We start from the raw sequence: 24,440 nt of genomic DNA, 5'->3' as shown, positions 1-24,440 counted from the left end.
TCATGTTTACGGGAATAATTGAAGAGATTGGTTCAGTTAAGCAAATACAACCTGGCGCTCAATCTATGACAGTTACGATAGCTGCATCCCTTGTTTTGACAGATGTGAGAGTAGGGGATAGCATCGCGGTCAACGGTGTCTGTTTGACGGTAAAGAGTTTTACCAAGGACCAATTTGCTGCGGACGTCATGCCTGAAACTGTCACTTCTACTTCACTACGACAATTAGAAGTGGGAAGTTCTGTGAATCTGGAGCGAGCACTTGCAGCGAATGGTAGGTTAGGCGGACATTTTGTCACAGGACATGTAGACGGAATAGCTACGATCCGTGAGAAGCGAACGGTTGATAATGCGTTATATATACGCTTGTCCTTACCGCAAGGATATCATCCTTATTTGTTACATAAAGGCTCTATCGCATTGGATGGGACGTCATTGACGATCTTTGAGGTAAAAGATACAGATATTACGATTTCATTGATTCCACATTCACAGGAAATGACGGTCATTGCGAAAAAACAAATAGGGGATGTAGTTAATTTCGAATGTGATATGCTCGCCAAATATGTTGAGAACATGTTGCAGAAAAGACAAAATACGGATCAAACGATGTCGAAAGACTTTTTACAACAACATGGGTTTATGTGAAGGAGTGAATGAGGATGTTTCATACAATCGAAGAAGCATTAGAAGATTTACGACAAGGTAAAGTGGTCATCGTAGTGGATGATGAGGATCGAGAGAATGAAGGGGATTTCGTGGCATTAGCCGACCAGATTACACCTGAAATTATCAACTTCATGGCGACAAAAGGTCGAGGCTTGATTTGTGTACCGATAACAGAGCAAAAAGCAGCGCAACTAGGGTTACAGATGATGACCGATGATAATACCGATTCACATGGCACGGCGTTTACGATTAGTATCGATCACCGCTCTACACATACTGGGATCAGTGCATTTGAACGTGCGGATACAATTATTAAAATGATGGAACCGAATGCAACAGCAAGCGAATTCAAACGTCCAGGGCATATATTTCCACTTGTAGCGAAGTCGGGTGGTGTACTAGAGCGTACAGGACATACTGAAGCTGCGATAGATTTAGCACGGCTGGCAGGCAGCGCTTCAGCAGGCGTCATTTGTGAAATCATGAGTGAAGACGGAACGATGGCGCGTGTGCCGGAATTACGTCAGATGGCTGAAGAACTAGATTTAAAACTAATCACCATTCAAGACCTTATTCATTATCGTCTGCAACGAGAGCAATTAGTCATTCGTGAAGCAGAGATCGAGCTGCCGACAGGTTATGGCGAGTTCCGCATGGTTGGCTATACCGAAACTATGACAGGAAAAGAACATGTTGCACTGGTAAAAGGGGACGTTACAACGGAAGCGCCGGTCTTAGTACGAGTTCATTCGGAATGCTTAACAGGCGACGTTTTTGGATCGTGCCGTTGTGACTGTGGTCCGCAACTGCAAGCTGCTCTCTCTCAAATTGAAGAAGAAGGGCGCGGTGTATTGTTGTATATGCGTCAAGAGGGCAGAGGAATAGGTTTAATCAATAAACTGAAAGCCTATGAACTGCAAGAACAAGGCTATGACACGGTAGAAGCAAATGAAAAACTTGGGTTTGCGGCTGATTTGCGTGATTACGGTATTGGCGCACAAATACTTCGGGAACTCGGCATTACGCAAATGCGTTTGTTGACGAATAATCCAAAGAAAATTGCTGGTTTAAAAGGATATGAATTGGAAGTAGTTGAACGCGTTGCAATTCAGCTACCATTTAATGAAGCGAACGAAAAGTATCTACACACAAAGGCAGAAAAGCTTGGTCATTTACTAACTTTATGAGGAGAGATGAAAAATGGGTAATTTATTCGAAGGACATTTAGTAGGTACGGGGTTAAAAGTAGGTATCGTCGTTGGGCGGTTCAACGAGTTCATCACAGGGAAGTTACTATCAGGAGCACAAGACGCGTTCAAACGTCATGGTGTGGATGAAGCAGATGTAGATATAGCATGGGTGCCGGGAGCGTTTGAAATTCCATTAATCGCAAAGAAAATGGCGGACTCAAAAAAATATGATGCAGTCATTACGCTAGGAACGGTAATCCGTGGCGCGACACCTCATTTCGATTTTGTTTGTAACGAGACTGCAAAAGGTGTTTCTCAAGCAAGCATGCAATCGGGCATTCCAGTGATCTTTGGTGTGCTGACAACGGATACGATTGAGCAATCGATCGAGCGTGCAGGGACTAAAGCCGGGAACAAAGGTTGGGACGCAGCGGTGTCCGCTATTGAGATGGCGAACTTGACGAAGCAGTTTGACTGATTCGTAATAGACGTAAAAGAGGATGTCCTCGAAGTTACTTTACTTCATAGGATATCCTCTTTTATAATGTATCATTCAAATCTTAACATCGTAGTATGCTGTGCTTAAATAGTGTTTAAGTTCAAATATGTAAATGAATGTATCATACAACCCCTCTCTGAACACTTTTGCGGTCTGCACTATTTCGAACTCTCTATGAAAAAACTGTCTTAGAAACCATACTGATTTCTAAGACAGTCCTAAATTCATTATTGTGCCGTCACCACGCCTAATTTTTCTCGTGCCTGTATAGTAGCAATGACCATATTTTTCAATGCTGCAATTGTTTCTTCACGCTTTCTCGTCTTCAATCCACAATCGGGATTAATCCAGAACTGAGAAGGCTCAAGTACTTCAAGACCTTTGTTGATAATCTCTGTCATCTCTTCTACTGCTGGAACGCGTGGACTATGAATATCATAGACACCTAGACCGATTCCTTTGTCGTAATGATACTCATTGAAAGCTTCGACTAAGTCGCCGTGACTGCGTGACGTTTCAATGGATATTACGTCTGCATCCAGTGCACTGATCGATTCAATAAAGTCGTTAAAATCACAATAGCACATATGCGTATGCACTTGCGTCGTATCTTCCACTGAAGCAGTAGATACGCGGAATGCATTAACAGCCCAGTCCAGATAGTGTTTCCATTCAGTCTTTTTCAATGGAAGACCTTCACGAAGTGCTGGCTCATCCACTTGAATCATATGGATACCCGCTGCTTCAAGCGCTTCGATTTCCTTACGCAAAGCGAGTGCGATTTGGTTTGTCACTTCTTCTCTGGACAAGTCATCACGGACGAATGACCAGTTTAAAATGGTTACAGGGCCCGTGAGCATTCCTTTTACTTCGTGATCTGTAAGTGATTTCGCATAAACCGATTCTTCCACAGTCATTGGTTTAGTGAACGCCACGTCTCCAAAGATAATAGGGGGCTTAACGCAACGTGAACCGTAGGATTGTACCCAAGCTTTTTCAGTAAAGACAAATCCATCAAGCTTTTCTCCGAAATATTCCACCATGTCTGTACGTTCGAATTCGCCATGTACCAATACATCAAGGCCTAAATCCTCTTGAATATCGATCCATACTTTAATTTCAGCACGAATGAAATCTTTATATTGCTGATTCGTAATTTCGCCTTTTCTCCATTTATTACGTGTAGCCCGTACTTCCGGTGTTTGTGGGAAGCTACCTATAGTCGTAGTAGGAAGTAGTGGCAATTGGAATTTTTCCTGTTGCTTCACTTTGCGTTCTGCAAATGGAAGATTTCGTTTACTATCAGAAAGTAGACTTCCGGAAGTCGCTTCGCGAACTTCTTTATTATTGCGAGTAGGAAGGGCGTTAAATGCAGTCAATGCTACTTCACATTCTTCAAATTCCTTAGCTGTTATTTCTTTACCTCGTAGTATAGCTATTTGAATTGCTTTAATTTCTTCAATCTTCTCGTCGGCAAATGCTAATGCGTTCAAGATCGTTTTATCTAGTTTCTGTTCCGAGCGAGTCGTAACAGGTGAGTGTAGCAAGCTACAAGAAGGCTGAATCCACAATTTATCAGCTGAAACTTGCTGTTGGATTGTTTCAGTCAATGCAAGTTTTTTCTGTAAATTAGATCGCCATACGTTGCGTCCGTCTACAATTCCTGCTGCAAGCACTTTACCTTCTGGGAAACCATATTGCTTTAGATTTTCTAAATTTCTTTCGCGTCCGTGCACGAAATCGAGTCCGATACCTGCGACAGGTAACGCGATCGTTTCCGTATAATGTTCTACTGAATCGAAGTATGTCTGTAGTAGAATATTCAGTCCGCTCACATTTTTAGTTAGCTGGGAATAAATTTCTGTAACGGTCTTCATTTCATCTGAGCTTATGGATGTACATAGAATCGGCTCATCAATTTGAACCCATTGTACACCTTCATCCTGTAACTCTTGTAGTACTCTTTGATAAAGCGGAATCAGTTGTAAAATTATAGATGGTACGTCTATATCTTCGTAACCTTTAGATAACTTCAGTAATGTATAGGGACCGAGTAGTACAGGTTTACCTTTAATACCTAGTTCGCTCTTGGCTTCACGATAAGCAGTTAGAGGCTTGTTTTCCGTTAATTGAAAACGCTGACCTTCGTACTCGGGCACGATATAGTGATAGTTTGTATTGAACCACTTTGTCATTTCAGAGGCAACTGCCTCATCATTACCGCGTGCCATCGAAAAGTATGTGGAAGTGGAAACTTGTCCGCCTTTCCAGTTATAGCGTGACGGAATGATTCCGAACATGGCTGACGTATCCAGTACGCGGTCATACAATGTGAAGTCGCCTACAGCAATCAAATCAACTCCGGCGTCTTGTTGTTTCTTCAAGTTTGCCAAGCGAATCTCTTTCGTTGTTTGAAGAAGCTCATCTTCTGAGATCTTCTTTGACCAAAATGCCTCAAGTGCACGTTTCCACTCACGATTTTCACCTATTACGGGATAGCCCGTTATACTGCTTTTTACCATGGATAATTTCCCCCTTAAATTTTTACAATAAAAAAAACATCTCTAGGGGAAATGTTAGAATTGCGAGTACATATAAAATAACATGCTACTTATAAGCATGCGATTATTTACTGCGTCTGTCTAACACTCCCCTATTCACCGTAGGATTAGCGTCATGAAAAATAGGCAGGTATCTGGCTGGACGCATTCGCGTCTTCACAGTGGCGGGACCGCTCCAAGAAAAGGATTCCCATTTAAGAAATGAAAGTATTTTCATTCCACCTACTTTTCAAACTATTCAATTTAGATGATTGACTCTAAAGCTATCACATGCAAAATAGTGTGTCAACTTGCTATCAGAATTTAGTGATGAGTACCTAAATAACAAACAGCGAAGTGGAAATATAATAAGAAATAATAAAATACGATATTTCCACGACTGTTATATAACTGTTGTTAATAGTCGTATCGAACACAAATAGCCATGATGTGAAAATTTTCACAATTCAGTTGAAAGTAAACTAGACTTTAGGTATGATATGTACTAACACGTCTTCAAGTGAAGAAGTCATACGTCTTTTATGTATCGATTTTTGATCGATAGGCTATGGGGTGTTGCCGAATAATAGACGATGATGGTGTTCAATGCTACATGTTATACAACAGAGTAGCGAAAAAATATTAAGGGGTGGCTTTTATCCATGACAAACTATGAAAAAGTAGGTAAATTGCAAGTCGCAACAGAACTATATAACTTCGTAAAAGAAGAAGTTCTTCCAGGTTTAGAGATCCAAAATGAACAATTTTGGACAAACTTTGATTCGCTAATTCATGAACTTGCTCCTGAAAACAAAGCGCTATTAGAAAAACGTGATGAATTACAAAAGACCATAAGCGAATGGCATCAAAATAATAAAGGCGAAATTGATTTCGCTAAATATAAAGAGTTTTTACAAGAAATTGGCTATTTAGAGCCGGTTCCTGAAGATTTTAAAGTGACAACAGCTAATGTTGATCAAGAAGTCGCAAACCAAGCGGGTTCACAATTGGTAGTACCGATCGATAATGCTCGTTATGCATTAAATGCAGCAAATGCACGATGGGGAAGTCTGTACGATGCGCTTTATGGATCTGATATAATCAGTAATGAGGCGGGTGCTGAAGCTGGTGTTCAATACAATCCAGTTCGTGGACAGAAAGTAATTGATTTCGCGAAAAAATTGTTAGATCAATCAGCGCCTTTAGCTGAAGGTTCCCATGCAGATGTAACTGCTTATAAAATTGCAAAAGGAAAACTTCAAGCGACGCTTGAAAGCGGTAACACGACTCACTTGCAAGATGAATCCAAGTTTGTTGGATATAATGGTTCTGAAGACGCACCGACGGCGGTATTGTTGGTGAATAATGGATTGCATATCGAAATAGCTATTGATCACAATAACCCAATCGGTAAAAGTGATAAAGCGGGTGTGAAAGATCTTGTAATTGAAGCAGCACTCTCTACGTTGATGGACTGTGAAGACTCTATTGCAGCAGTAGATGCTGAAGATAAAGTGGGCGTATACCGTAACTGGCTTGGTTTAATGAAGGGCGACTTGGAATCTACATTCAAGCGAGGTAGTAAAACAGTTACAAGGAAATTGAATGCTGATCGTACGTATATAGGTCGAGACGGCAAAGAGTTGACATTGCGTGGTCGTTCATTGATGTTCGTGCGTAACGTAGGTCATTTAATGACTAACAATGCGATTCTTGATGAAAACGGCAATGAAGTACCTGAAGGAATCTTGGATGGCGTTCTTACATCTTTAATTGCTACACATAACTTTAAAGAAAACGTAGAGTTTAAAAACTCGCTTCACAACTCTATTTATATTGTAAAACCGAAAATGCATAGTCCAGCTGAGGCGGCATTTGCGAACAAATTATTTGATCGTATTGAAGATTTACTAGGTGTTGAGCGCAATACAATTAAGATCGGAGTTATGGATGAAGAGCGCAGAATGTCACTGAATTTGAAATCCGCAATCAATGAAGTGAAAGAGCGTATTGCATTTATCAACACTGGATTCCTTGACCGCACAGGTGACGAAATTCATACGTCTATGCAAGCAGGTCCGGTTATTCGAAAAGCGGATATGAAGGCATCTAAATGGCTTTCTTCTTATGAAGCCGCAAACGTAGCAGTAGGAATTGGTGCGGGTCTCCCTGGACATGCACAAATTGGTAAAGGAATGTGGGCTATGCCTGACTTAATGGCTGCTATGCTCGAACAGAAAATTGCTCATCCAAAAGCTGGTGCGAGCACAGCGTGGGTTCCATCACCAACAGCGGCAATTTTACATGCATTGCACTACCATGAAGTAAATGTTAAAGAAGTGCAAGCTGGAATTGACAGTTCAATCGATTATCGCGATGGTATCCTTGATATTCCATTGGCACCTAACGCAAATTGGTCTGCAGAAGAAGTACAATCGGAACTGGATAACAACGCACAAGGTATCTTAGGTTATGTAGTTCGCTGGATCGACCAAGGAGTAGGGTGTTCAACTGTTCCCGATATCAATGATGTCGGATTAATGGAAGATCGTGCAACATTGCGTATTTCCAGCCAGCACATTGCCAACTGGTTACGTCATGGTGTTTGTACGAAAGAGCAAGTACAAGAAACTTTGGAGCGTATGGCGATAATAGTGGATCAGCAGAACGCCGATGACGAGTTGTATCAGCCGATGGCACCGAACTATGAAGATTCTATCGCATTCCAGGCAGCCTCCGATCTAATCTTTAAAGGGGCGGAACAGCCAAGTGGATATACAGAGCCAATCTTGCACGCTCGTCGTATTGAAGCGAAAGCAAAAGCGAAACAAAAAGCAACAGTCCAAAATTAATAATTAGTTCAAGCTGTCTCTCTTTCACTGACGAAAGAGAGACAGCTTTTTGCTTAATCACTTTGAGATGGGTATTTTCTAATGAATCTGTAAACATGCTATACTAACAGGAATGTTGGAAAGGGGATAAATACATTATGTTGCAAACCAATCAAACGGTTTTCGTATTAGTAGATGTACAAGGAAAGCTGGCACAAATCGTCAATGAAAGTAAGGAACTACATGATAACCTAGAAAAACTGATTAAAGGATTACAAGTATTGGATATCCCAATTCTATGGCTCGAACAATACCCTGATGGTCTAGGAGCAACTACTGAATCGTTATCGAACTTGCTCAGAGAACAACAACCCATAGCAAAAATGACGTTCAGCGCAATGGGCAACGAAGAATTTGTGAAACAACTGAATGAGCTAGGTAGGAAGCAAGTGTTAATTGCAGGAATTGAAACGCATATTTGCGTCTATATGACAGCGGCTGATCTTGTGATGCAAGGCTATGAAGTAGAAGTGGTAGTAGATGCAGTCACTTCCAGAACAGAAGCTAATAAAATGATCGGCTTACAAAAGATGAAACATCTTGGAGTCTCCGGCACTTGTGTAGAAACTGCTTTGTATGAGTTGTTAGGTGAGGCGGGAACGGATGAATTTAAACGGGTTTTAAAAGTAATCAAGTAGATCAAACATCAAATAGAAAAAAGCGAAATGCCTGATTTCTGGCATTTCGCTTTTTATTACTCCCATTGTTCTCGTTGTAAATCTTCGGCAATGAGTTGTAAATCATCAGCGGTAATCGATAATAATTCATAGGAGGTAGTTTCCGCTAGTTGTACTGCCATTTTCTTAAGAAACTTCGGTGAACCTTCATTTTCTTCATCATATAGAAGTAACAAAGCATCCGAATTTCGAAGTAGAAACTTATTCTTCTCTACAAATTGCCATGGTGCTTCATAAGGTTTGTTCGTCAAACTCACTGAGTAATCTGCAAGTGATATGATTTGTTCATATGTCTCTTGTTTTAATTCATTCCAGTTCGACTGTTGATCGAGAAATGGTGTAATGACCGCGTATTGTAAATTTGGGTAATCTTCTTGCAGATCCCACACACATTCAATAATCCACGTTTCAACTCCAAGCTGTCCACTGACAATAACCCATTCGAGTCCTTGGTCTAGGAGAGCTAGCAATCGATCTGTCAACGCTTTTTTGATGATAGGTATGCCTTTATGGTCTTCATTGAAGATTCCTAATTCATGGGCTTTATAACCGCTCACGAGTAAACGTTTAATCATTGTTGTCCACTAATTGCTGCTTGTGCAAGCTTTGTAATCGTCATATCATCCATAGGTGGATTGTGAAGACCGGCCCGCACATCGCGATAATGACGCTGAAGGGGATTAGACAATTCCAAACTTTTCGCGCCTACAATGCGCATCGCTAAGTTAACAATTTCTATCGCGCTATTCGTTACAATCGATTTCGCTACTCCAAGTTCATTTTGTAGATAAACTCGTCGAGCGGGATCATCGTAAATTCTCGCGATATCATAAAGTAAATGGCGTGCCTTAATCAGCTCTAAGTCCATCTTTCCGATTTGTGTTTGGATACTGAACAGGGAAGCTATGGGTTCATTAAGGCTGTTTGGCTGATAAGTTGCTGCAAAGTGCACCGCGTAATCACGTGCCGCTTGGGCAATTCCCATGTAACATGCGGGAATATGAAGAAGCCAGCCGTTTTGTTTGTTGCCACGTGGTGCTTCATTCACTTCTACTAACTGATCAGCCGTTGCTTCCACTTGATCTAGCACAAGTGTCTGGCTTTCCGTACCGCGCATTGAAATCGTATGCCAAGTATCTCTGATAGAAAGGCCAGCTGTGTCACTTGGCAACAAGAAAAAACCTGTTTTCTGTTTTTCTTCAATCCAAACAGATACGAGGATATGGGTAAGGGCAGGCGCCATAGTCGTAAATGTTTTTTCACCTGAAATCACCCAGCCATTCTTGGTGCGTAAAGCAGTTGTTTGTGGTTGACCACCACGTGTAGGGCTACCAGTTTGTGCTTCAGTAACGGAACGATTGACTAGAGCACCTTGTTGAATGGCTTCACTAAATTGAGCTAATTGTTCTTCGGTCCACTTACGACTCTCATATAGTTCACCAACAACTCCTTGATGCCAGCCAATTGCTAGAGCGGTAGCACTATCAAAACGAGCGATGGTCTCCTGGAAGAGCACCATATCCGTCACTGTGATACCCGCACCTCCGAACTCTTTAGGTAAGGTTAGCGTCGTATAGCCCATTTTCACGAGTTTTTCTATATTCTCTTTCGGAAATTTTGATAGCTCATCAGATTGTTCTGAAAAGCTACTGAAAAACGGACCTGCCTCAGTCAATTGATCGACCCATCGGCGTTGAAAGTCCGTTGTGATAAAAAGTTCTGTTGACACGAGTAACACATCCTAACCACTTCATTCTTGTACTACTATTCACTGCTAGCTTATTGTAAATTTATATACAAACGCAAAATTACCTTGAGTACTCCTCTCAAGGGTCATGAAATTCTAGTATACTAGAAAAACAAAATAAATACCATTCTGACGAAAGAAAAAAATTCATGTCGTACTATGTAATAATTTACTGAATAATTGAGAAGTATAAAGCTGCTCGCTGTTGCAAGACGAAGTTTAGTTTTAGTCGAAATTTCTACGAGTAAACTATTTAGCGAATCTACAATTCGTTAAATCAAGACTTTGGAACCAGTTTATATTTACTATTTACAGCACAAGGCTAGCCGAATTATACATATTAGTAACAACGTGTATCCTAATAACTGAAAAGATGAACTGGTGAAAAATTCACATATACAATAATTTCTTTATTTTAGCGGAAACACCAAATATCCCTATACGAATATGAATAATGTGGAGTATAATTGGCAGTGTATACCAAATGTATATATAGATTGATAATTGAATAAGGGAGAATGTGGAATATGAAGTTTACAGTAGGAAAAAAGTTATGGGTTGGATTTATGAGTCTTGTCATTATTATCATTATTATCGGCTTAATAGGGTTCCTAGCACTAAAGAATGTTAATGAAAAGTATTCATTTTTAATTAACGACAGGATGCACAAAGTCATTTTGTTAGAGCAACAGCAAAGCGATCAAAATAACTTAGCTAAAAGTGTTAGAGGATATATGTTGTATGGCTCAGAATCTTACATAAAGGAACTAGAAGAAACTCAATCTCGTATAGAAGACCGCTTAAATGAATTACAGGAAATCCTAAAAAATAATACTATGCAGTCTGCATTGTTAACTATTCGTGAAGCGAGTGATGAATACGATCAAGTACTACTATCTATTATAGAAGAGAAACGTGCAGGGAATGATGATCAAGCGCTTGCTATTGGAACGAATGGTGCTAGTTATCAAACAACGATTTCCGACACGATCAATAAAATGACAGATTATCAAAGACAACAACAAGAAAAGCTGGAAAAGGATGTGGCGAAATATACAAAAAGTGCTACTTCGTTGATGATCATCTTAATTGCACTTGGGATTATTGGCAGTGTAGTAATCACGACGATCATCACTCGTTTGATTAGCCGTCCTGTTGGAAGAATGACAAATGCGCTAGCTGAAGTATCAGCCGGAAACTTTGCTATAGAAGAAGTGAACATAAAAAATCATGACGAAATTGGCGATATGTCTAAAACGCTAAATAAAATGGTTGCTGATTTACGCGGCATTATCGATCGAGCGAAAAATTCCGCTTTACATTTAGCAGCACAATCAGAAGAATTGTCTGCAAGCGCGGAAGAGAGTTTAGCTGCATCCGAAATGGTAGCAGAAATCACGGAAAAGAACTTACAGACGAGTGAAATGCAAACCAATATCGTCAATCAATCCACTGTCTCAATGGAGGAAATGATAACGGCCATTGATGTCATTACACAAGATAATGAAGAAATGTTGAATTCATCAGAAGATGTAGCGCGATTGGTGAAGGAAGGCTCGACTTTAATGGGAGAAACGACCAATCAGATGACGAACATCAGTGAAACAATTAGCAATTCCATGGTGACGATCAATAAAATGTCCAAACACACTGAAAGTATCCGTGGCGTCACATCGATGATTGCGGCAATTGCCGAGCAAACTAATTTACTTGCACTTAATGCTGCGATTGAAGCGGCGCGTGCTGGAGAACATGGTAAAGGCTTTGCTGTCGTAGCTGAAGAAGTACGAAATTTGGCAGAACAATCCAAGCAATCTACACAAGAAATTGGTCGAATGATTGATACAATTATTCATGACGTAGAAACAGTGGTGACGAGCACGGACGAAGGTAGAAAATGTGTGGCTGAAGGCTTATTGTCAACAGAGAAAACAAATGCCGTCTTCTTGGACATCGAGCACGCAACATCAGACGTTAGTGAAAAAGTATCTACAGTATCAGCGGCAATTGAAGAGATTCGCGCAATGACAGATGAAGTAACTGATGGAGCTAAACGTGTAGAAGAATTGGCGATCCAAGCAGCAGCAGAAGCTCAATCTACTAGTGCTGCAACAGAAGAGCAGTTAGCGGCTAATGAGGAAATCACATCCAGTTCACAAACATTAGCTGAACTTGCAGAACAACTTCAAAATGATATGTCACGATTTAAAGTGTAGTAAATCAGTAAAGAGTTGATTGCGTTGTTTGCAATCAACTCTTTTTTAATGGGAAATAAGCGAGGGCCTCATAGGAAGGAGTTTCCCTAGGATTAATCTTAAATAAGGTGAAACCTTCTATTATAATAGGAACAGGTTCAATAGACTTTTTTTCTAATTGCATTTTATCTGTAGTCTTGCGTTTTTTAGCTATCGTGATGTGCGGAACAAAGCGAGTGTCTTTTTCCAATTCAAGAATCTTTTCTGTACGTCTAGCGATTTGCTTTTGTAGTTCATATAAAGCTTCGGAACCTTGAACTGCTAGAAAAACAACACGCGGTCCGCTTGAAGATCCGAAAAATGATAAGCCTTTTACGTACACCGTGAATTCTGTATGCGATTTAGCGATTTTCTGAAGAGAAGATTTCAGCCAGGGAAGTTTGGCGTCATCAAGCTCTCCTATATAGCGCATGGTCAAATGCAAATCCTTATCGTGTGGAATTACTTTGTATTTCTCATTCAATTGATATTCTGTGCGAAATTGCTGGGCTATGTCATCGACAGGATGAGCAATAGAGATGCCGATAAAATAATGTTGTACCAATTCCAGCTCACCTCCTATTCAATAGGTTCCCTTACTCTCTAAAATATATGCATATTAGCGTAAAAAATCTGTGTATGGGCTGCGGTTTAGGGAACGTACTAACAAATCACGTAAGTAATGTGTATAATAAGAGTGGGATATAACAGAATTATTACAATTGCAAAGGGGATGTCACGATGATTAAAACATTGATTTTTGATCTGGATGATACATTGATATGGGATGCCAAGAGTATTTCCATGGCTTTTCAAAAAACATGTGAGTACGCGACAAAGAAAACAGGGGTCAATCCAGTAGAACTTGAGCATGCGGTGCGCCAAGAAGCAAGAGATTTGTATGCTACATATGAAATATTTCCACATACTCAAAATATCGGAATTAATCCTTTTGAAGGGTTATGGGGTGTTTTTGACGATGAGGGAGAAGAATTTCAGAAAATGAAAGAGATTATTCCGAGTTATCAAAAGGAAGCATGGGTTAAAGGGTTGAAGAAACTGGGGATTGATGATGAACCATTTGGTAGGGAATTAGCTGATGTATTTCCAAAAGAGCGCAAGAATAACCCATATATATATGAAGAGACGTTTGAAGTATTGGATAAATTGAAAGGTAATTACCAGTTAATTCTTCTGACAAACGGTTCACCAAGTTTACAACAGATTAAGCTAACGATCTCACCTGAAATACCTGGTTACTTTGATCATATTATCGTTTCTGGTGCATTTGGTAAAGGGAAACCTGATGCATCTATATTCAAGCATGTTCTGGAATTAAGTGGTATCCAAGCAGAAGAAGCGTTGATGATTGGTGATAACTTGATGACAGACATTTTAGGTTCAAGTCGTGTCGGTATGCGTAATGTATGGATTAATCGAGAAAATAAACTACCGAATGATGAAGTGAAACCTACGTATGAAATCGATAACTTACATGGTCTTTTTCCTATACTTGCCGCATTAGACAACCGATGAGATTCTCTCATCGGTTGTGATTCTTTTCTACTTATTTTTCATTGTTTGTAAAGCAAGGAGGGATTTAATGCTGGAATACATATTGGTGTTTTTAGGGGCGGCTATACCGTGGATTGAAATTATGATTGTCGTTCCGTTAGGTATTATTCGGGGTCTATCACCTATATGGGTAATAGTTCTTTCATTTGCGGGTAATATGGCAACAGTTCTTCTATTAATTGTTGGTTTCCAACATATTAAAGAATGGATGGCACGTAGAAAACAGAAGAAGGGTAAAGGTAAAAGTGAGTCAAAACGTCAACAACGTGCAGAACAAATTATGAACAAATATGGATTACCGGTTTTAGCACTTGCGGGTCCTATATTGATCGGAACACATATCGCGGCTTTTATTGGTCTCGTATTAGGGGCGAAGAAAATGAATACGGCAATTTGGTCGGCGGTCAGTATTGCGCTATGGTGTTTAGTGTTCGGAATTCTTACAGCTATGGGATTTGATTTCTTTGTCAATCACACATAAAAAATCCAGCTACTATGAGCTGGATTTTTTATATTCTTATAAATCAATTGCTTTTGCATCATTAATATTTTGGACTTCTTTAATATGCTTGATAGAAGTCGATTCGACGTGGTTGTCAACAGCTAACATCATGATAGCATAGCCGCCTTCAGTGGAACGTCCAACCTGCATCGCTGCAATATTGATATTCTCTTCTGCTAGAAGTGTACCTACACGACCGATTGCCCCTGGCTGATCCATGTGTCGGATAAATAGTAAGTGACCGCTTGGAATTACATCTACTACATAATCGTCCACTTTTACAATGCGCGCTCCAAGGCCATTTAGAAGTGTACCCGCTACTTTGCGAATACCTTTTTCAGTCACGATTTCTACTGTGATCAAGTTCAAGAAGCCTTTACCAGTAGTTGTTTTTTGCTCGTTCACTTTGATGCCGTAACGATCAGCCAATAACTTCGCGTTCACATCATTGACAGTTTCCCCAAGATTCCGCTTCAAAAGGCCTTTGACGGTGTTACGCGTTAACGCACGCACATCGTAGTTTGCCAATTCGCCAGCATATTGAATGTTGATTTCATGGATAACCGAGTTTTGAATTTGGGATAAGAACATACCTAGTTTTTCTGTAAGATCGAAGAATGGCTCGATTTTCGCCAATACATCACGAGAAACAGATGGCAAGTTCACTGGGTTACGAACAGATCCAATTGTCAAGAAGTTCACTACGTCACGGCTTACGTCAACTGCTACTGATTCTTGTGCTTCGAATGTACTTGCGCCCAAGTGAGGAGTTGCTATTACTTCAGGTAATGTCAACAATTTATGGTCTAGGAATGGCTCTTCTTCGAATACGTCCAATGCCGCACCCGCCACTTTACCAGCAACGATTGCATCGTATAAAGCATCTTCGTCAATGATTCCACCGCGTGCACAGTTGATAATTTGTACGCCGTCTTTCATTTTCTCGAATGCTTCTTTGTTGATCATTCTACGAGTTTCTTTTAGTAAAGGTGTATGAACTGTAATGAAGTCAGCTACGTCTAGCACTTCATCTACTGTCCCAATTTCTATGCCTAATTTTTTGGCAACATCTTCTGTTAAAAACGGATCATATGCGACTACATTCATACGTTGTCCTCTTGCACGTCTTGCCACTTCAGCACCGATGCGACCAAGCCCGATGATCCCCAAAGTTTTGTCTTTCAATTCCACACCAAGGAATGATTTTCTATCCCATTTATTGTTTTTTAACGAGTTGAAGGCTTGAGGGATTTTGCGCGCCATAGACATCATCATGGCGACTGTGTGCTCAGCTGCAGAGTTTGTGTTGCCATCCGGAGCATTCACAACGATAATTCCTTTTTCTGTAGCCGCGTCCAAATCAATATTATCGACACCTACACCTGCACGACCGATGATTTTTAATTGATCAGCTGCTTCCAACAATTCTTTTGTAACAGTTGTCTGACTACGAACTAGTAATGCATCGAAATCTTTGATACGTTCTTTCAGCTGATCTGGTGTTAGGTCAGTCTCCATTACAATTTCAAAACCTTCTGCTTGTCGTAGTGGGAAAATTCCGTCCTCGCTAAGTGGGTCACTAATAAGTATTTTAAAAGCCATGATATTCATTCTCTCCTTTGATTGTTTGTAGTAGAATTTTTGTTGGAAAACTATGTGTGATTGATCGTATATGTAAGTTGTACGCTACCCCCCTTATAGGTAAAATAAAAAAGCCTTCCATCCCTTACGTATAAGTAAGGGGCGAAAAGCTCGATAAACTAACGCGGTACCACCCTTGTTTTGCTGCAGATGCAGCCTTCATTCAGCATGCGTAACGTGCATGTGACGGATTAGCCTACTAAAATGTTCAGCCAATCAATTCGGAAGTGCCTCCAACCTCGGAATTTGCTGACTTACACCACTGCATCAGCTCTCTAAAAAATTCTTTTTAGGAAGGTATCTCTTCGTCAAAATTGTTTAACAACTATTAATTTAGAACTAATCATAACACGTCAAAAACTATTGTCAATTGCTTTTCTGGAAAAAATGAAAAACTGTTAAATGCGAACGTAGTTATTGAATTATTTGTGAACGTTCGTGTCTGAGAGGTTATTTGTAAAAAAACATCTTTAATTTAACTAAGTGGAAGTAAATAACGTAAGTCGTTTGAAGGGAAGAAGTGCAGGTAAGAGTGTTATAATGGGCTTATACTATTCATTTAGAGGAGTGTTGGGAATTGAAAAAACTAGAATCACTAGAGCAATTCGAGCAACTTAAACAAGAAGAAAGAGTGATTTTCTTATTCACTGCAGACTGGTGTCCAGATTGCAGAGTGATTGAACCATTCTTGCCGACATTAGAAACAGAATTTGCGGAGTATGAATTTGTCTCGATTGATCGTGATGATTTTATAGATCTTTGCAGTCAGTTGGATATATTCGGTATTCCTAGCTTCGTGGCATTCAGTGAAGGAACAGAAACAGGTCGTTTCGTCAGTAAAAATCGTAAAACGAAAGAAGAAATCGAAGAGTTTATTAATAGCTTAACGTAATGTAATCGGACTACATGAAGAGATATTGAGACAATTAAACAAAAGGACTAAAGGCAACTATAAAAGTTGTTTTCAGTCCTTTTTATATTAGAAAAGATGCCAAAATAAGATCTTATTTCTTGTATTACGTGAACTCTTTCAGTTGCTCTATAAGAATTTTAGCGCCTTGTGGACTGATGTATAGACCGTTTGACAATAGTTTGTTTTCATCCATCACATCACCCGTGATAAAACACGCTCTGTTGGCCTGAAATTTTCTCAAAATGATTCTATCATCTTCTACGAAAATTTCGATCGGATCGCCCTTATCGATCGACAAAGAATTTCGAAGTTCTTTTGGAATGACAATTCTGCCGAGATGATCAACTTTACGAACAATACCTAAAGACTTCATGAGCTCCTCCTCGAAGAAATGTAGTTGGTAGTTTCTATTATACACAAAAATATACTATCTACAATTTACAAAACTTAAATGCGCAGAACAATTTGACAATTCCGCTATACAATTAATTTATTAATGCTATAATAGGCAGTAATTAAATATTTCTTATCAAGAGAAGCTGAGGGATTTGGCCTGATGAAGCTTCAGCAACCTCTGTATATACAGGAAGGTGCTACCTCCAACAAGATTGTTGTCTTGAGAGATAAGAACGGTGAATGGTCAATCCTCATTTTCTTATCTAAGAGAAATGAGGGCTTTTTTGTATAGAAATAGAATAACTGAACGTCAAGGGGGAAATAGAATGCCGATTAATATACCAAAACATCTACCAGCAGGTGAATTACTGAAAGAAGAAAAAATCTTTATTATGGATGAAGAACGTGCGACAACACAGGATATCCGCCCGATCAATATTTTAATTTTGAACTTGATGCCTGAAAAAGAAAAGACAGAGCTTCAATTGCTGCGATTGCTTGGTAATACACCTTTACAAGTGAATGTCACATTTCTCAATACAGCTACCTATGTTTCGAAAAACGTCAGTCAGAATCATTTAGAAACGTTCTATACTACTTTTGAACATGTCAAAAATCGTCGTTTTGACGGTATGATTATCACAGGTGCTCCAATCGAACTTCTACAATTTGAAGATGTAGTCTATTGGAAGGAGCTAGAAGAAATTATGGAATGGACAAAAACGAACGTCACATCTGTTCTTCATATTTGTTGGGGGGCACAAGCGGCTCTATATCATCACTACGGAATTGACAAATTCGAGTTGCCGAAAAAGTGTTTTGGAGTATTTTCACATGATATTACCGATCCAACAGTGAACTTGGCAAGAGGGTTTAATGATGTATATGTTGCCCCACACTCACGCCATACGGGAGTTTCATTAGAAGAAATAAAGAATCATCCTGATTTGACCCTGCTTTCTGCTTCTGAAGATGCCGGCGCATTCATTGTGATCTCAAATGATGCAAAACATATTATGGTAACTGGACACTTAGAGTACGATGCACACACATTAGGGGATGAATACGCTCGCGATATAGAAAAAGGTGCTGACATTGATGTTCCTGTAAATTATTATCCGAACGACGATCCGTCCAAAGAACCTATGAATACTTGGCGATCCCATACGCATTTATTGTTCTCGAATTGGCTCAATTACTATGTCTACCAGAAAACTCCTTATAACTGGAATTAAAAGAATTAGTGTATAAATTTCTATAGTTTGCACATACTCCGATTACCGGAGGTGTATGCAGTGAACATAGATGAATTTTGGCAATTGGCTTTTTGGGAAATGACTTTACGAACGGTGATCTCATTTGTTGTGCTGTTGATTTTGGCGCGTTTTATGGGGAAGAAACAAGTGTCACAATTGACTTTCTTTCATTATGTGACAGGTATAACAATCGGTTCGATTGCGGCCAATTTGGCGGGAGAGTCTGAAACGCCATTCTTGAATGGTTTATATGGAATGGTTTTATGGGCAGTATTAACAATTCTTGCTAACTTTTTATCATTCAAATCCATTAAACTTCGTGTATTACTCGATGATAAACCGATGATTGTCATTCAGAACGGAAAAATCCTAGAAGGTTCCATGCGTAAATTACGTTTGAGTTTCAATGATATAAATATGATGCTACGAGAGCAGTCGGTATTTTCTATGAAAGACGTCAATTACGCGATATTCGAAACGAATGGTAATTTAAGTGTCATGTTGAATGCAAGTGAGAAATATGCGACAAAGAAAGATATCAAAGCCCCAGCACCACAGCCAAAATATATTCCGACCGAAATTATTACTAACGGGAAAGTAGAAGAGAAAAATATGAGAGAACTTCAATTGACTGATACTTGGTTAACTGAGCAACTAAAAAAACAAGGGATTTCCAAACCAGAGCATGTTCTCTACGCAGAAATTCAGTCAGATGGCAGTTTGTATATCAATACATTAAAATCGACTTGACGTGAAGAGCCCTGACATAATCAGAGCTCTTCGCGTTTTTTTATAATATTTCCCAATTCCTTTGTTTGGCCACTGCAGTAAGTTTTTTATCCGGACGAACTGCTACAGGGTACCCAACTTGCTCTAAGACTGGAAGGTCGGAAATGCTGTCACCATAAGCAAAGCTATTATCCCAATCGACAATTTCTCCAAGTAGTGCTTGATAAATTTGTTCGTTTTTACGTGTACCTTGAATATGTAGGAAAGGCTGATCCATCGCTAATTGTTCTCCATTTGAAGGGATGTCTGTGCCGATAATTCGATCAAATGTCAAGTGACTTGTGACTGCTTTTAAAAAAGGAGTATAAGCTCCAGAAACTAGTAAGATATGGTATCCCTCTTTTTGATGTTCTACTAGTCGGTTAATGACTTGTTCATTGAAGTCAGGCAACATCACGTTATGCATACCTTTAAAATACTCATGTAGTTCTGCCATCGTCAATGAATCCAATGCTTGTAGATAAAGGAACATAGAGCGTTCTTTCATAATAGACTCAGGTAGTATTTTTAGTTTATAGCGAACATAAAGCGGTAATATCGATCGAAAAAAGTTTCGGTAATACTTCTTGTGCGTAGGATGATTCTTTAATTGCTCCATGAGTAATTTAAAGGTTTCTTTAGTGTACAACGTACCATCAAAATCAAAGATCGCAACTTTCATATAGACACTCCTTCATTTGTATTCTTCTACATAGTATACAAATATAGGGAGTGTAAAAGCAAAAAAGCAGATGAAGAAGAACTCCATCTGCTTGAAACATTAACTTATTGAAGGTTGTTCGGCATACCGGGTTGACCTTGTGAAGGTGCAAATGAATTAAGCAACATATTCATATCCTGATCATTTAATTGAGGTACTTGATAATAGTGATGTTTGTTTTGGTAAATTGACAACTCGTACGCCATTTCTATACAGTTAGGCACGGAATCTGCCAGTACACGGCGAACGACTGGATTACATACTTCTAATGAAGCAGCTGTTTTGCCTGTAGCGCCTTCTTTCTTAGCGCCAAGTAAAAAGCCGGAGATGATTTCATCACTGATTTCACCTGTGGATTGAATGGGCTTAGAGGGTGCTTTTTCTTTCATACCGTAAATGAAGTCGCTACTTGCTTTCATTTGATAGCGCTGCGTAGGGTGTGAAGGATCTTTGCCTGTTTTGAAACTTTCGACGAGAATATTGTACTCATCCAACGCGAATCGGTACTGTCGATCAAGAATATCTAAAAGTTCTGGATCTTGGACGTGTGGGCGTAAAATCATCGCTTGGTTCAATGCTCCGACTGTCGCGCTAAGTACTTCTTTGACATCAAATAACTCATGCCCACCGTGATTCATCGATGGGGGAACTTGTCCGCCTTGCATGTTTTGAGATGTTTCGAATTGATTTGTCAAATATTTTTCCTCCTTCAATAGTCATGTACATCGAAAATAGTATGTGAAGTAACCGAAACCTTATTCATATGAAATTGTATTGGCAACTCATGCATAGTTCTTAACGCGCCATCATATCATAAGGATAGAACTCAGGAAGGGTAGTGGAGATACATGCAGATTCATGTAGTTTCGCAAGGTGAGAGTTTATATGAAATCGGTAAAATATACGGTGTGCCATACGAACAAATAGCAGAAGTTAATGAACTAGAAAGTGATATCCGATTAGCTGTAGGACAAGCACTTGTCATACCAATAATAGGTTCTTATTATTGGGTGCGACCTGGAGATAGTCTCTATACAATCGCACAAAGATATGGTCTTACAGTTGCGCGCTTGGCAGAAATTAATGCAATCAGTCCCACCAGACCATTAATGATTGGTCAGCGTCTGTATATACCACAAGAAGTGAAAACGAGGATTGATTCATTATTATATGTTGAACCGCGTAATCCAGTCAGTCAAGATATGCTAGCGGAAGTTCGTGAACGTGTCGATGACCTTACGTATCTCGCCATGTTCAGTTATGAAGTACAACGTGACGGCTCACTCAAAGCACCTGCTCTAGCAGATATTCCGACTATCGCAAAAAACGCAGGTGTTGTAAATATGCTAGTTCTGACGAATTTAGAAGACTATACATTCAGTGCAGATTTAGCGCATGTTATTTTTACTGATCAAGCAGCGCAAAACAAAATGATTCAAAGTGCGATTGATGTAGCAAAAAAAATCGGATATGGTGATATTCACTTCGACTTTGAGTTATTATTCCCTGAAGATCGGGAATTATATAATCAACTATTACGCAATGCACGCGATCAAATTCATAAAGCTGGCCTTACGATTTCTACAGCACTTGCACCAAAAGCGGGGGAAGTAACGACAGGTATTTATGGGGCCCATGATTATAAAGTGCATGGGGAAATTGTAGACTTCGTTGTATTGATGACATATGAATGGGGATATACGTATAGTGCACCACAAGCTGTAAGTCCAATAGGTCCAGTCACCAGAGTAGTAGAATATGCCGTTAGTCAAATGCCAAATGAAAAAATTTTTTTAGGTCAGAATCTATACGGCTATGATTGGACAGCCCCATTTGGTCAACCGGATAGTAAAGCCGCCAGAGCATTAAGTCCACGAACTGCTACTAATCTAGCAATCGAGCAGAATGTTGCAATTGAATACGATGCACTAGCCCAGGCGCCACATTATACGTATTACGATGAACAAGGAACTGAACATGAAGTGTGGTTTGAAGACGCACGAAGCATTAACGAGAAGTTTAACTTGCTGAAGAAATTCAAGTTACGGGGAATCATGTACTGGAAACTCGGGCTTTCATTCCCACAAAACTGGCTGTTATTAGAAGATCGATTTACTATCCGGAAGCGATAAGTATAAGAGCCTTTCCTTAAGTAAAAGGAAAGGCTCTGTCATATGAGTTCTCACTCGTTATTTAACAATTTCATAGCGCTTTGGAACATATCCATATCCGGATTTACGAGTAAAGCAGGTAGGAGAGCAAAAGTCATGATCAGGAGTAAGTTCGCTCCTAAGATTGATCGAATTGTACTTGTTTTCTTTGTCATAGCGCTTCGCCTCTTTCTTTTCGTATTGTTCTCACTAGTATGTGTATGCGCTTACATATATAACCTCACATAGCTCGTTTGAATAGTTTAATAATACTATCAATTCAGTCGAATGTAAATAATAAAGTTGAAGATAGTACATAAAATCGACACAAAAGTTAAGTCAAAACCCAGATATTATAAAAAAATCTTGTAACTTGCTATCTTTTCAGTGATAATATTGAAATACAAAGAAATATTTAGAACAATTAAAATTCAATTTATCTAGTAGAATTTACTCTTTAATCATATAAGTATTATAAAGTCATAGCCTCTGAGTAAATGAGCGACTAGTCAGTCGACAATTTTTAATTATTAACTAAGGAAAGGAATGATCGCAAATGACAAAGATTGGTGAGGTAGAATATAATAATCGCAAAAAAGCAAATGATTACGTTCATAATGTATATGAACTGGTGAAGAAAAGGAATCCAGATGAGAAGGAATTTCTACAAGCGACAAGAGAGATTTTTGATTCTCTTCGTCCAGTCTTTGCTAAGCATCCCGAATTTATGGAGAACGGAATTCTAGAGCGAATTACAGAACCAGAACGAATTATTTCTTTCCGCGTAGCGTGGGAAGATGATAAAGGTAAAGTACAAGTAAATAGAGGGTTCCGTGTTCAGTTCAATAGTGATCTTGGGCCTTATAAGGGGGGACTTCGTTTCCACCCTTCTGTAAATAATAGCATTATGAAATTCCTCGCATTCGAACAAATATTTAAAAATGCGTTAACAGGGCAGCCAATCGGGGCAGGTAAAGGTGGATCTGATTTCGATCCAAAGGGGAAGTCTGATCGTGAAGTCATGCGCTTTACACAAAGTTTCATGACAGAGCTTAGCAGACATATTGGACCTGATATTGACGTGCCGGCAGGTGATATTGGTGTAGGTAAACGTGAAATCGGCTATCTATTTGGTCAATATAATCGCATTAAAGGTGGCTACGAAGCAGGTATTTTAACAGGGAAAAACCCCGACCACGGTGGAAGTCTCGGTCGGAAAGAAGCAACTGGTTACGGTACGGTATACTTCGTAGATGAAATGCTGAAAGAAAACAATCTTTCATTGGAAGGTCAGACTGTTGTAGTTTCCGGCTCAGGTAATGTTTCGACATATGCAATGGAAAAAGCTATGCAACTTGGAGCGAAAGTTGTAGCATGTAGTGATTCTGATGGCTATATCTATGACAAGAACGGAATTGATCTTGACTTAGTGAAGGAATTAAAAGAGTACGGCAATAAACGTATTTGGGAATATACGAAAGAACGTCCTGATGCAGAGTATCATGCTGATTGCACAGAAATTTGGTCTATTCCATGTGATATTGCACTACCGTGTGCTACACAGAATGAAATCGATGAAATTGCAGCACATATGCTGATTGCAAATGGTGTAAAAGCAGTGGGTGAAGGCGCTAATATGCCTTGTACAATTGAAGCGATTGTGATTTTTCAGGAGCATAATGTATTATTCGCACCAGCAAAAGCTGCTAATGCTGGCGGTGTAGCTGTTTCCGCTATGGAAATGTCTCAGAACAGTCAGCGTCTTTCATGGTCAGAAGAACAAGTAGATATGCATTTGAAAGAAGTTATGCAGAACATCTATAAAGACTGTAGTACCGCAGCAGTGGACTATGGTAAACCAGGCAATCTAGTAATGGGCGCTAACGTAGCAGGTTTCCTAAGGGTAGCCGATGCAATGGTTGCACACGGAATTCGATAAGTAATATAAAACAGACACATTTTTTTACATAATGTGTCTGTTTTTTATTAATTCTTATTGTGTTACGAATGAAATGTGTTATTATAAAAATACGTTAAGTTGAATAAACATACATATGCTTGCATGAAAGGGG

The 24,440-nt window shown here is 39.5% G+C and carries 22 protein-coding genes and 2 riboswitches; of the genes, 13 read left to right on the top strand and 9 right to left on the bottom strand.

Going from position 1 to position 24,440, the window contains the following annotated elements:
- Positions 1-2: 2 nt before the first annotated feature.
- Genes ribE (SporoP8_RS04060) through ribE (SporoP8_RS04050) form a run of 3 tightly spaced genes read left to right on the top strand, consistent with a single transcriptional unit; the run spans position 3 to position 2,336 of the window.
- Positions 3-647, top strand: a complete 645-nt coding sequence (gene ribE / locus SporoP8_RS04060; RefSeq protein ID WP_085131353.1) for a riboflavin synthase — start codon at positions 3-5, stop codon at positions 645-647.
- Positions 648-661: 14 nt separating this feature from the next.
- Complete coding sequence (locus SporoP8_RS04055) at positions 662-1,855, top strand: bifunctional 3,4-dihydroxy-2-butanone-4-phosphate synthase/GTP cyclohydrolase II (protein WP_085131352.1); 1,194 nt, start codon at positions 662-664, stop codon at positions 1,853-1,855.
- A 13-nt stretch (positions 1,856-1,868) separates the two neighbouring features.
- Positions 1,869-2,336: a 6,7-dimethyl-8-ribityllumazine synthase gene (ribE, locus tag SporoP8_RS04050; RefSeq protein WP_085131351.1), complete on the top strand. Its 468-nt coding sequence runs from the start codon at positions 1,869-1,871 to the stop codon at positions 2,334-2,336.
- Positions 2,337-2,584: 248 nt separating this feature from the next.
- On the opposite strand, the gene metE is transcribed toward ribE (SporoP8_RS04050), so the two are convergent.
- The gene (gene metE, locus SporoP8_RS04045; protein WP_085131350.1) at positions 2,585-4,879 is read right to left on the bottom strand and encodes a 5-methyltetrahydropteroyltriglutamate--homocysteine S-methyltransferase; all 2,295 of its coding nucleotides are present in this window, start codon (positions 4,877-4,879) and stop codon (positions 2,585-2,587) included.
- Positions 4,880-5,025: 146 nt separating this feature from the next.
- A riboswitch (cobalamin riboswitch) is annotated at positions 5,026-5,159 on the bottom strand.
- Positions 5,160-5,559: 400 nt separating this feature from the next.
- Between metE and SporoP8_RS04040 the strand changes: the two genes are divergently transcribed.
- Together SporoP8_RS04040 and SporoP8_RS04035 are read left to right on the top strand one after the other, a co-directional pair.
- Positions 5,560-7,749, top strand: coding sequence for a malate synthase G (locus SporoP8_RS04040; protein WP_085131349.1), 2,190 nt, complete (start codon positions 5,560-5,562; stop codon positions 7,747-7,749).
- Between the two features lie 137 nt (positions 7,750-7,886).
- Positions 7,887-8,426, top strand: coding sequence for a hydrolase (locus SporoP8_RS04035; protein ID WP_085131348.1), 540 nt, complete (start codon positions 7,887-7,889; stop codon positions 8,424-8,426).
- A gap of 56 nt (positions 8,427-8,482) precedes the next feature.
- Here SporoP8_RS04035 and SporoP8_RS04030 read toward each other — a convergent pair whose 3' ends face one another.
- Positions 8,483-9,040, bottom strand: coding sequence for an SLOG family protein (locus SporoP8_RS04030; RefSeq protein ID WP_085131347.1), 558 nt, complete (start codon positions 9,038-9,040; stop codon positions 8,483-8,485).
- Positions 9,037-10,194 (bottom strand): acyl-CoA dehydrogenase family protein, encoded by a 1,158-nt coding sequence (locus SporoP8_RS04025; RefSeq protein ID WP_085131346.1) that lies wholly within the window; start codon positions 10,192-10,194, stop codon positions 9,037-9,039. Before SporoP8_RS04025 ends, SporoP8_RS04030 begins: the two co-directional genes overlap by 4 nt.
- 545 nt (positions 10,195-10,739) lie before the next feature.
- Between SporoP8_RS04025 and SporoP8_RS04020 the strand changes: the two genes are divergently transcribed.
- Positions 10,740-12,428 (top strand): methyl-accepting chemotaxis protein, encoded by a 1,689-nt coding sequence (locus SporoP8_RS04020; protein ID WP_158232307.1) that lies wholly within the window; start codon positions 10,740-10,742, stop codon positions 12,426-12,428.
- Between the two features lie 34 nt (positions 12,429-12,462).
- Here SporoP8_RS04020 and thpR read toward each other — a convergent pair whose 3' ends face one another.
- A complete protein-coding gene (gene thpR / locus SporoP8_RS04015) occupies positions 12,463-13,011 on the bottom strand; it encodes an RNA 2',3'-cyclic phosphodiesterase (RefSeq protein ID WP_158232308.1) in 549 nt (182 codons plus the stop codon).
- Between the two features lie 176 nt (positions 13,012-13,187).
- On the opposite strand from thpR, the gene SporoP8_RS04010 reads away from it, so the two are divergent.
- Together SporoP8_RS04010 and SporoP8_RS04005 are read left to right on the top strand one after the other, a co-directional pair.
- Complete coding sequence (locus SporoP8_RS04010) at positions 13,188-13,982, top strand: HAD family hydrolase (protein ID WP_085131343.1); 795 nt, start codon at positions 13,188-13,190, stop codon at positions 13,980-13,982.
- A gap of 67 nt (positions 13,983-14,049) precedes the next feature.
- Complete coding sequence (locus SporoP8_RS04005) at positions 14,050-14,502, top strand: small multi-drug export protein (protein WP_085131342.1); 453 nt, start codon at positions 14,050-14,052, stop codon at positions 14,500-14,502.
- Positions 14,503-14,538: 36 nt separating this feature from the next.
- Here SporoP8_RS04005 and serA read toward each other — a convergent pair whose 3' ends face one another.
- Positions 14,539-16,125 (bottom strand): phosphoglycerate dehydrogenase, encoded by a 1,587-nt coding sequence (serA, locus tag SporoP8_RS04000; RefSeq protein WP_085131341.1) that lies wholly within the window; start codon positions 16,123-16,125, stop codon positions 14,539-14,541.
- 616 nt (positions 16,126-16,741) lie between these two features.
- On the opposite strand from serA, the gene SporoP8_RS03995 reads away from it, so the two are divergent.
- Entirely contained in the window at positions 16,742-17,056 is a 315-nt protein-coding gene (locus tag SporoP8_RS03995) for a thioredoxin family protein (protein WP_085131340.1), read from the top strand.
- 124 nt (positions 17,057-17,180) lie between these two features.
- On the opposite strand, the gene SporoP8_RS03990 is transcribed toward SporoP8_RS03995, so the two are convergent.
- Entirely contained in the window at positions 17,181-17,450 is a 270-nt protein-coding gene (locus SporoP8_RS03990; RefSeq protein ID WP_085131339.1) for an AbrB/MazE/SpoVT family DNA-binding domain-containing protein, read from the bottom strand.
- Between the two features lie 150 nt (positions 17,451-17,600).
- Positions 17,601-17,707: riboswitch (SAM riboswitch) on the top strand.
- A 92-nt stretch (positions 17,708-17,799) separates the two neighbouring features.
- Here SporoP8_RS03990 and metA point away from each other — a divergent pair.
- Both metA and SporoP8_RS03980 read left to right on the top strand, forming a co-directional pair.
- A complete protein-coding gene (gene metA / locus SporoP8_RS03985) occupies positions 17,800-18,708 on the top strand; it encodes a homoserine O-acetyltransferase MetA (protein WP_085131338.1) in 909 nt (302 codons plus the stop codon).
- Positions 18,709-18,774: 66 nt separating this feature from the next.
- Positions 18,775-19,479: a YetF domain-containing protein gene (locus SporoP8_RS03980; protein ID WP_369802578.1), complete on the top strand. Its 705-nt coding sequence runs from the start codon at positions 18,775-18,777 to the stop codon at positions 19,477-19,479.
- A gap of 40 nt (positions 19,480-19,519) precedes the next feature.
- Here the strand turns inward: SporoP8_RS03980 and SporoP8_RS03975 are convergent, their stop codons facing one another.
- Both SporoP8_RS03975 and SporoP8_RS03970 read right to left on the bottom strand, forming a co-directional pair.
- Entirely contained in the window at positions 19,520-20,179 is a 660-nt protein-coding gene (locus SporoP8_RS03975; RefSeq protein WP_085131337.1) for an HAD family hydrolase, read from the bottom strand.
- Between the two features lie 104 nt (positions 20,180-20,283).
- On the bottom strand, positions 20,284-20,883 hold the full coding sequence (locus SporoP8_RS03970) for a spore coat protein (protein WP_085133549.1): 600 nt from the start codon (positions 20,881-20,883) through the stop codon (positions 20,284-20,286).
- Positions 20,884-21,066: 183 nt separating this feature from the next.
- Between SporoP8_RS03970 and SporoP8_RS03965 the strand changes: the two genes are divergently transcribed.
- A complete protein-coding gene (locus SporoP8_RS03965) occupies positions 21,067-22,350 on the top strand; it encodes a LysM peptidoglycan-binding domain-containing protein (RefSeq protein ID WP_085131336.1) in 1,284 nt (427 codons plus the stop codon).
- Positions 22,351-22,400: 50 nt separating this feature from the next.
- Here SporoP8_RS03965 and SporoP8_RS16610 read toward each other — a convergent pair whose 3' ends face one another.
- Positions 22,401-22,544: a hypothetical protein gene (locus SporoP8_RS16610; RefSeq protein WP_198166064.1), complete on the bottom strand. Its 144-nt coding sequence runs from the start codon at positions 22,542-22,544 to the stop codon at positions 22,401-22,403.
- 380 nt (positions 22,545-22,924) lie between these two features.
- On the opposite strand from SporoP8_RS16610, the gene gdhA reads away from it, so the two are divergent.
- A complete protein-coding gene (gdhA, locus tag SporoP8_RS03960; protein WP_085131335.1) occupies positions 22,925-24,307 on the top strand; it encodes an NADP-specific glutamate dehydrogenase in 1,383 nt (460 codons plus the stop codon).
- Positions 24,308-24,440: the final 133 nt, after the last annotated feature.

The sequence above is a fragment of the Sporosarcina ureae genome (assembly GCF_002101375.1).
Taxonomy (GTDB): Bacteria; Bacillota; Bacilli; order Bacillales_A; family Planococcaceae; genus Sporosarcina; species Sporosarcina ureae_B.
Note: the sequence above shows the minus strand (reverse complement) of the source record. Positions and strands in the feature narration are given on the sequence as shown.

What these genes read in the sequence shown, in the direction of transcription:
- ribE (WP_085131353.1), top strand. Translation starts at nt 3, where the DNA reads ATGTTTACGGGAATAATTGAAGAGATTGGTTCAGTTAAGCAAATACAA.
- SporoP8_RS04055 (WP_085131352.1), top strand. Translation starts at nt 662, where the DNA reads ATGTTTCATACAATCGAAGAAGCATTAGAAGATTTACGACAAGGTAAA.
- ribE (WP_085131351.1), top strand. Translation starts at nt 1,869, where the DNA reads ATGGGTAATTTATTCGAAGGACATTTAGTAGGTACGGGGTTAAAAGTA.
- metE (WP_085131350.1), bottom strand. Translation starts at nt 4,879, where the DNA reads ATGGTAAAAAGCAGTATAACGGGCTATCCCGTAATAGGTGAAAATCGT.
- SporoP8_RS04040 (WP_085131349.1), top strand. Translation starts at nt 5,560, where the DNA reads ATGACAAACTATGAAAAAGTAGGTAAATTGCAAGTCGCAACAGAACTA.
- SporoP8_RS04035 (WP_085131348.1), top strand. Translation starts at nt 7,887, where the DNA reads ATGTTGCAAACCAATCAAACGGTTTTCGTATTAGTAGATGTACAAGGA.
- SporoP8_RS04030 (WP_085131347.1), bottom strand. Translation starts at nt 9,040, where the DNA reads ATGATTAAACGTTTACTCGTGAGCGGTTATAAAGCCCATGAATTAGGA.
- SporoP8_RS04020 (WP_158232307.1), top strand. Translation starts at nt 10,740, where the DNA reads ATGAAGTTTACAGTAGGAAAAAAGTTATGGGTTGGATTTATGAGTCTT.
- SporoP8_RS04010 (WP_085131343.1), top strand. Translation starts at nt 13,188, where the DNA reads ATGATTAAAACATTGATTTTTGATCTGGATGATACATTGATATGGGAT.
- SporoP8_RS04005 (WP_085131342.1), top strand. Translation starts at nt 14,050, where the DNA reads ATGCTGGAATACATATTGGTGTTTTTAGGGGCGGCTATACCGTGGATT.
- serA (WP_085131341.1), bottom strand. Translation starts at nt 16,125, where the DNA reads ATGGCTTTTAAAATACTTATTAGTGACCCACTTAGCGAGGACGGAATT.
- SporoP8_RS03990 (WP_085131339.1), bottom strand. Translation starts at nt 17,450, where the DNA reads ATGAAGTCTTTAGGTATTGTTCGTAAAGTTGATCATCTCGGCAGAATT.
- metA (WP_085131338.1), top strand. Translation starts at nt 17,800, where the DNA reads ATGCCGATTAATATACCAAAACATCTACCAGCAGGTGAATTACTGAAA.
- SporoP8_RS03975 (WP_085131337.1), bottom strand. Translation starts at nt 20,179, where the DNA reads ATGAAAGTTGCGATCTTTGATTTTGATGGTACGTTGTACACTAAAGAA.
- SporoP8_RS03970 (WP_085133549.1), bottom strand. Translation starts at nt 20,883, where the DNA reads ATGCAAGGCGGACAAGTTCCCCCATCGATGAATCACGGTGGGCATGAG.
- SporoP8_RS03965 (WP_085131336.1), top strand. Translation starts at nt 21,067, where the DNA reads ATGCAGATTCATGTAGTTTCGCAAGGTGAGAGTTTATATGAAATCGGT.
- SporoP8_RS16610 (WP_198166064.1), bottom strand. Translation starts at nt 22,544, where the DNA reads ATGACAAAGAAAACAAGTACAATTCGATCAATCTTAGGAGCGAACTTA.
- gdhA (WP_085131335.1), top strand. Translation starts at nt 22,925, where the DNA reads ATGACAAAGATTGGTGAGGTAGAATATAATAATCGCAAAAAAGCAAAT.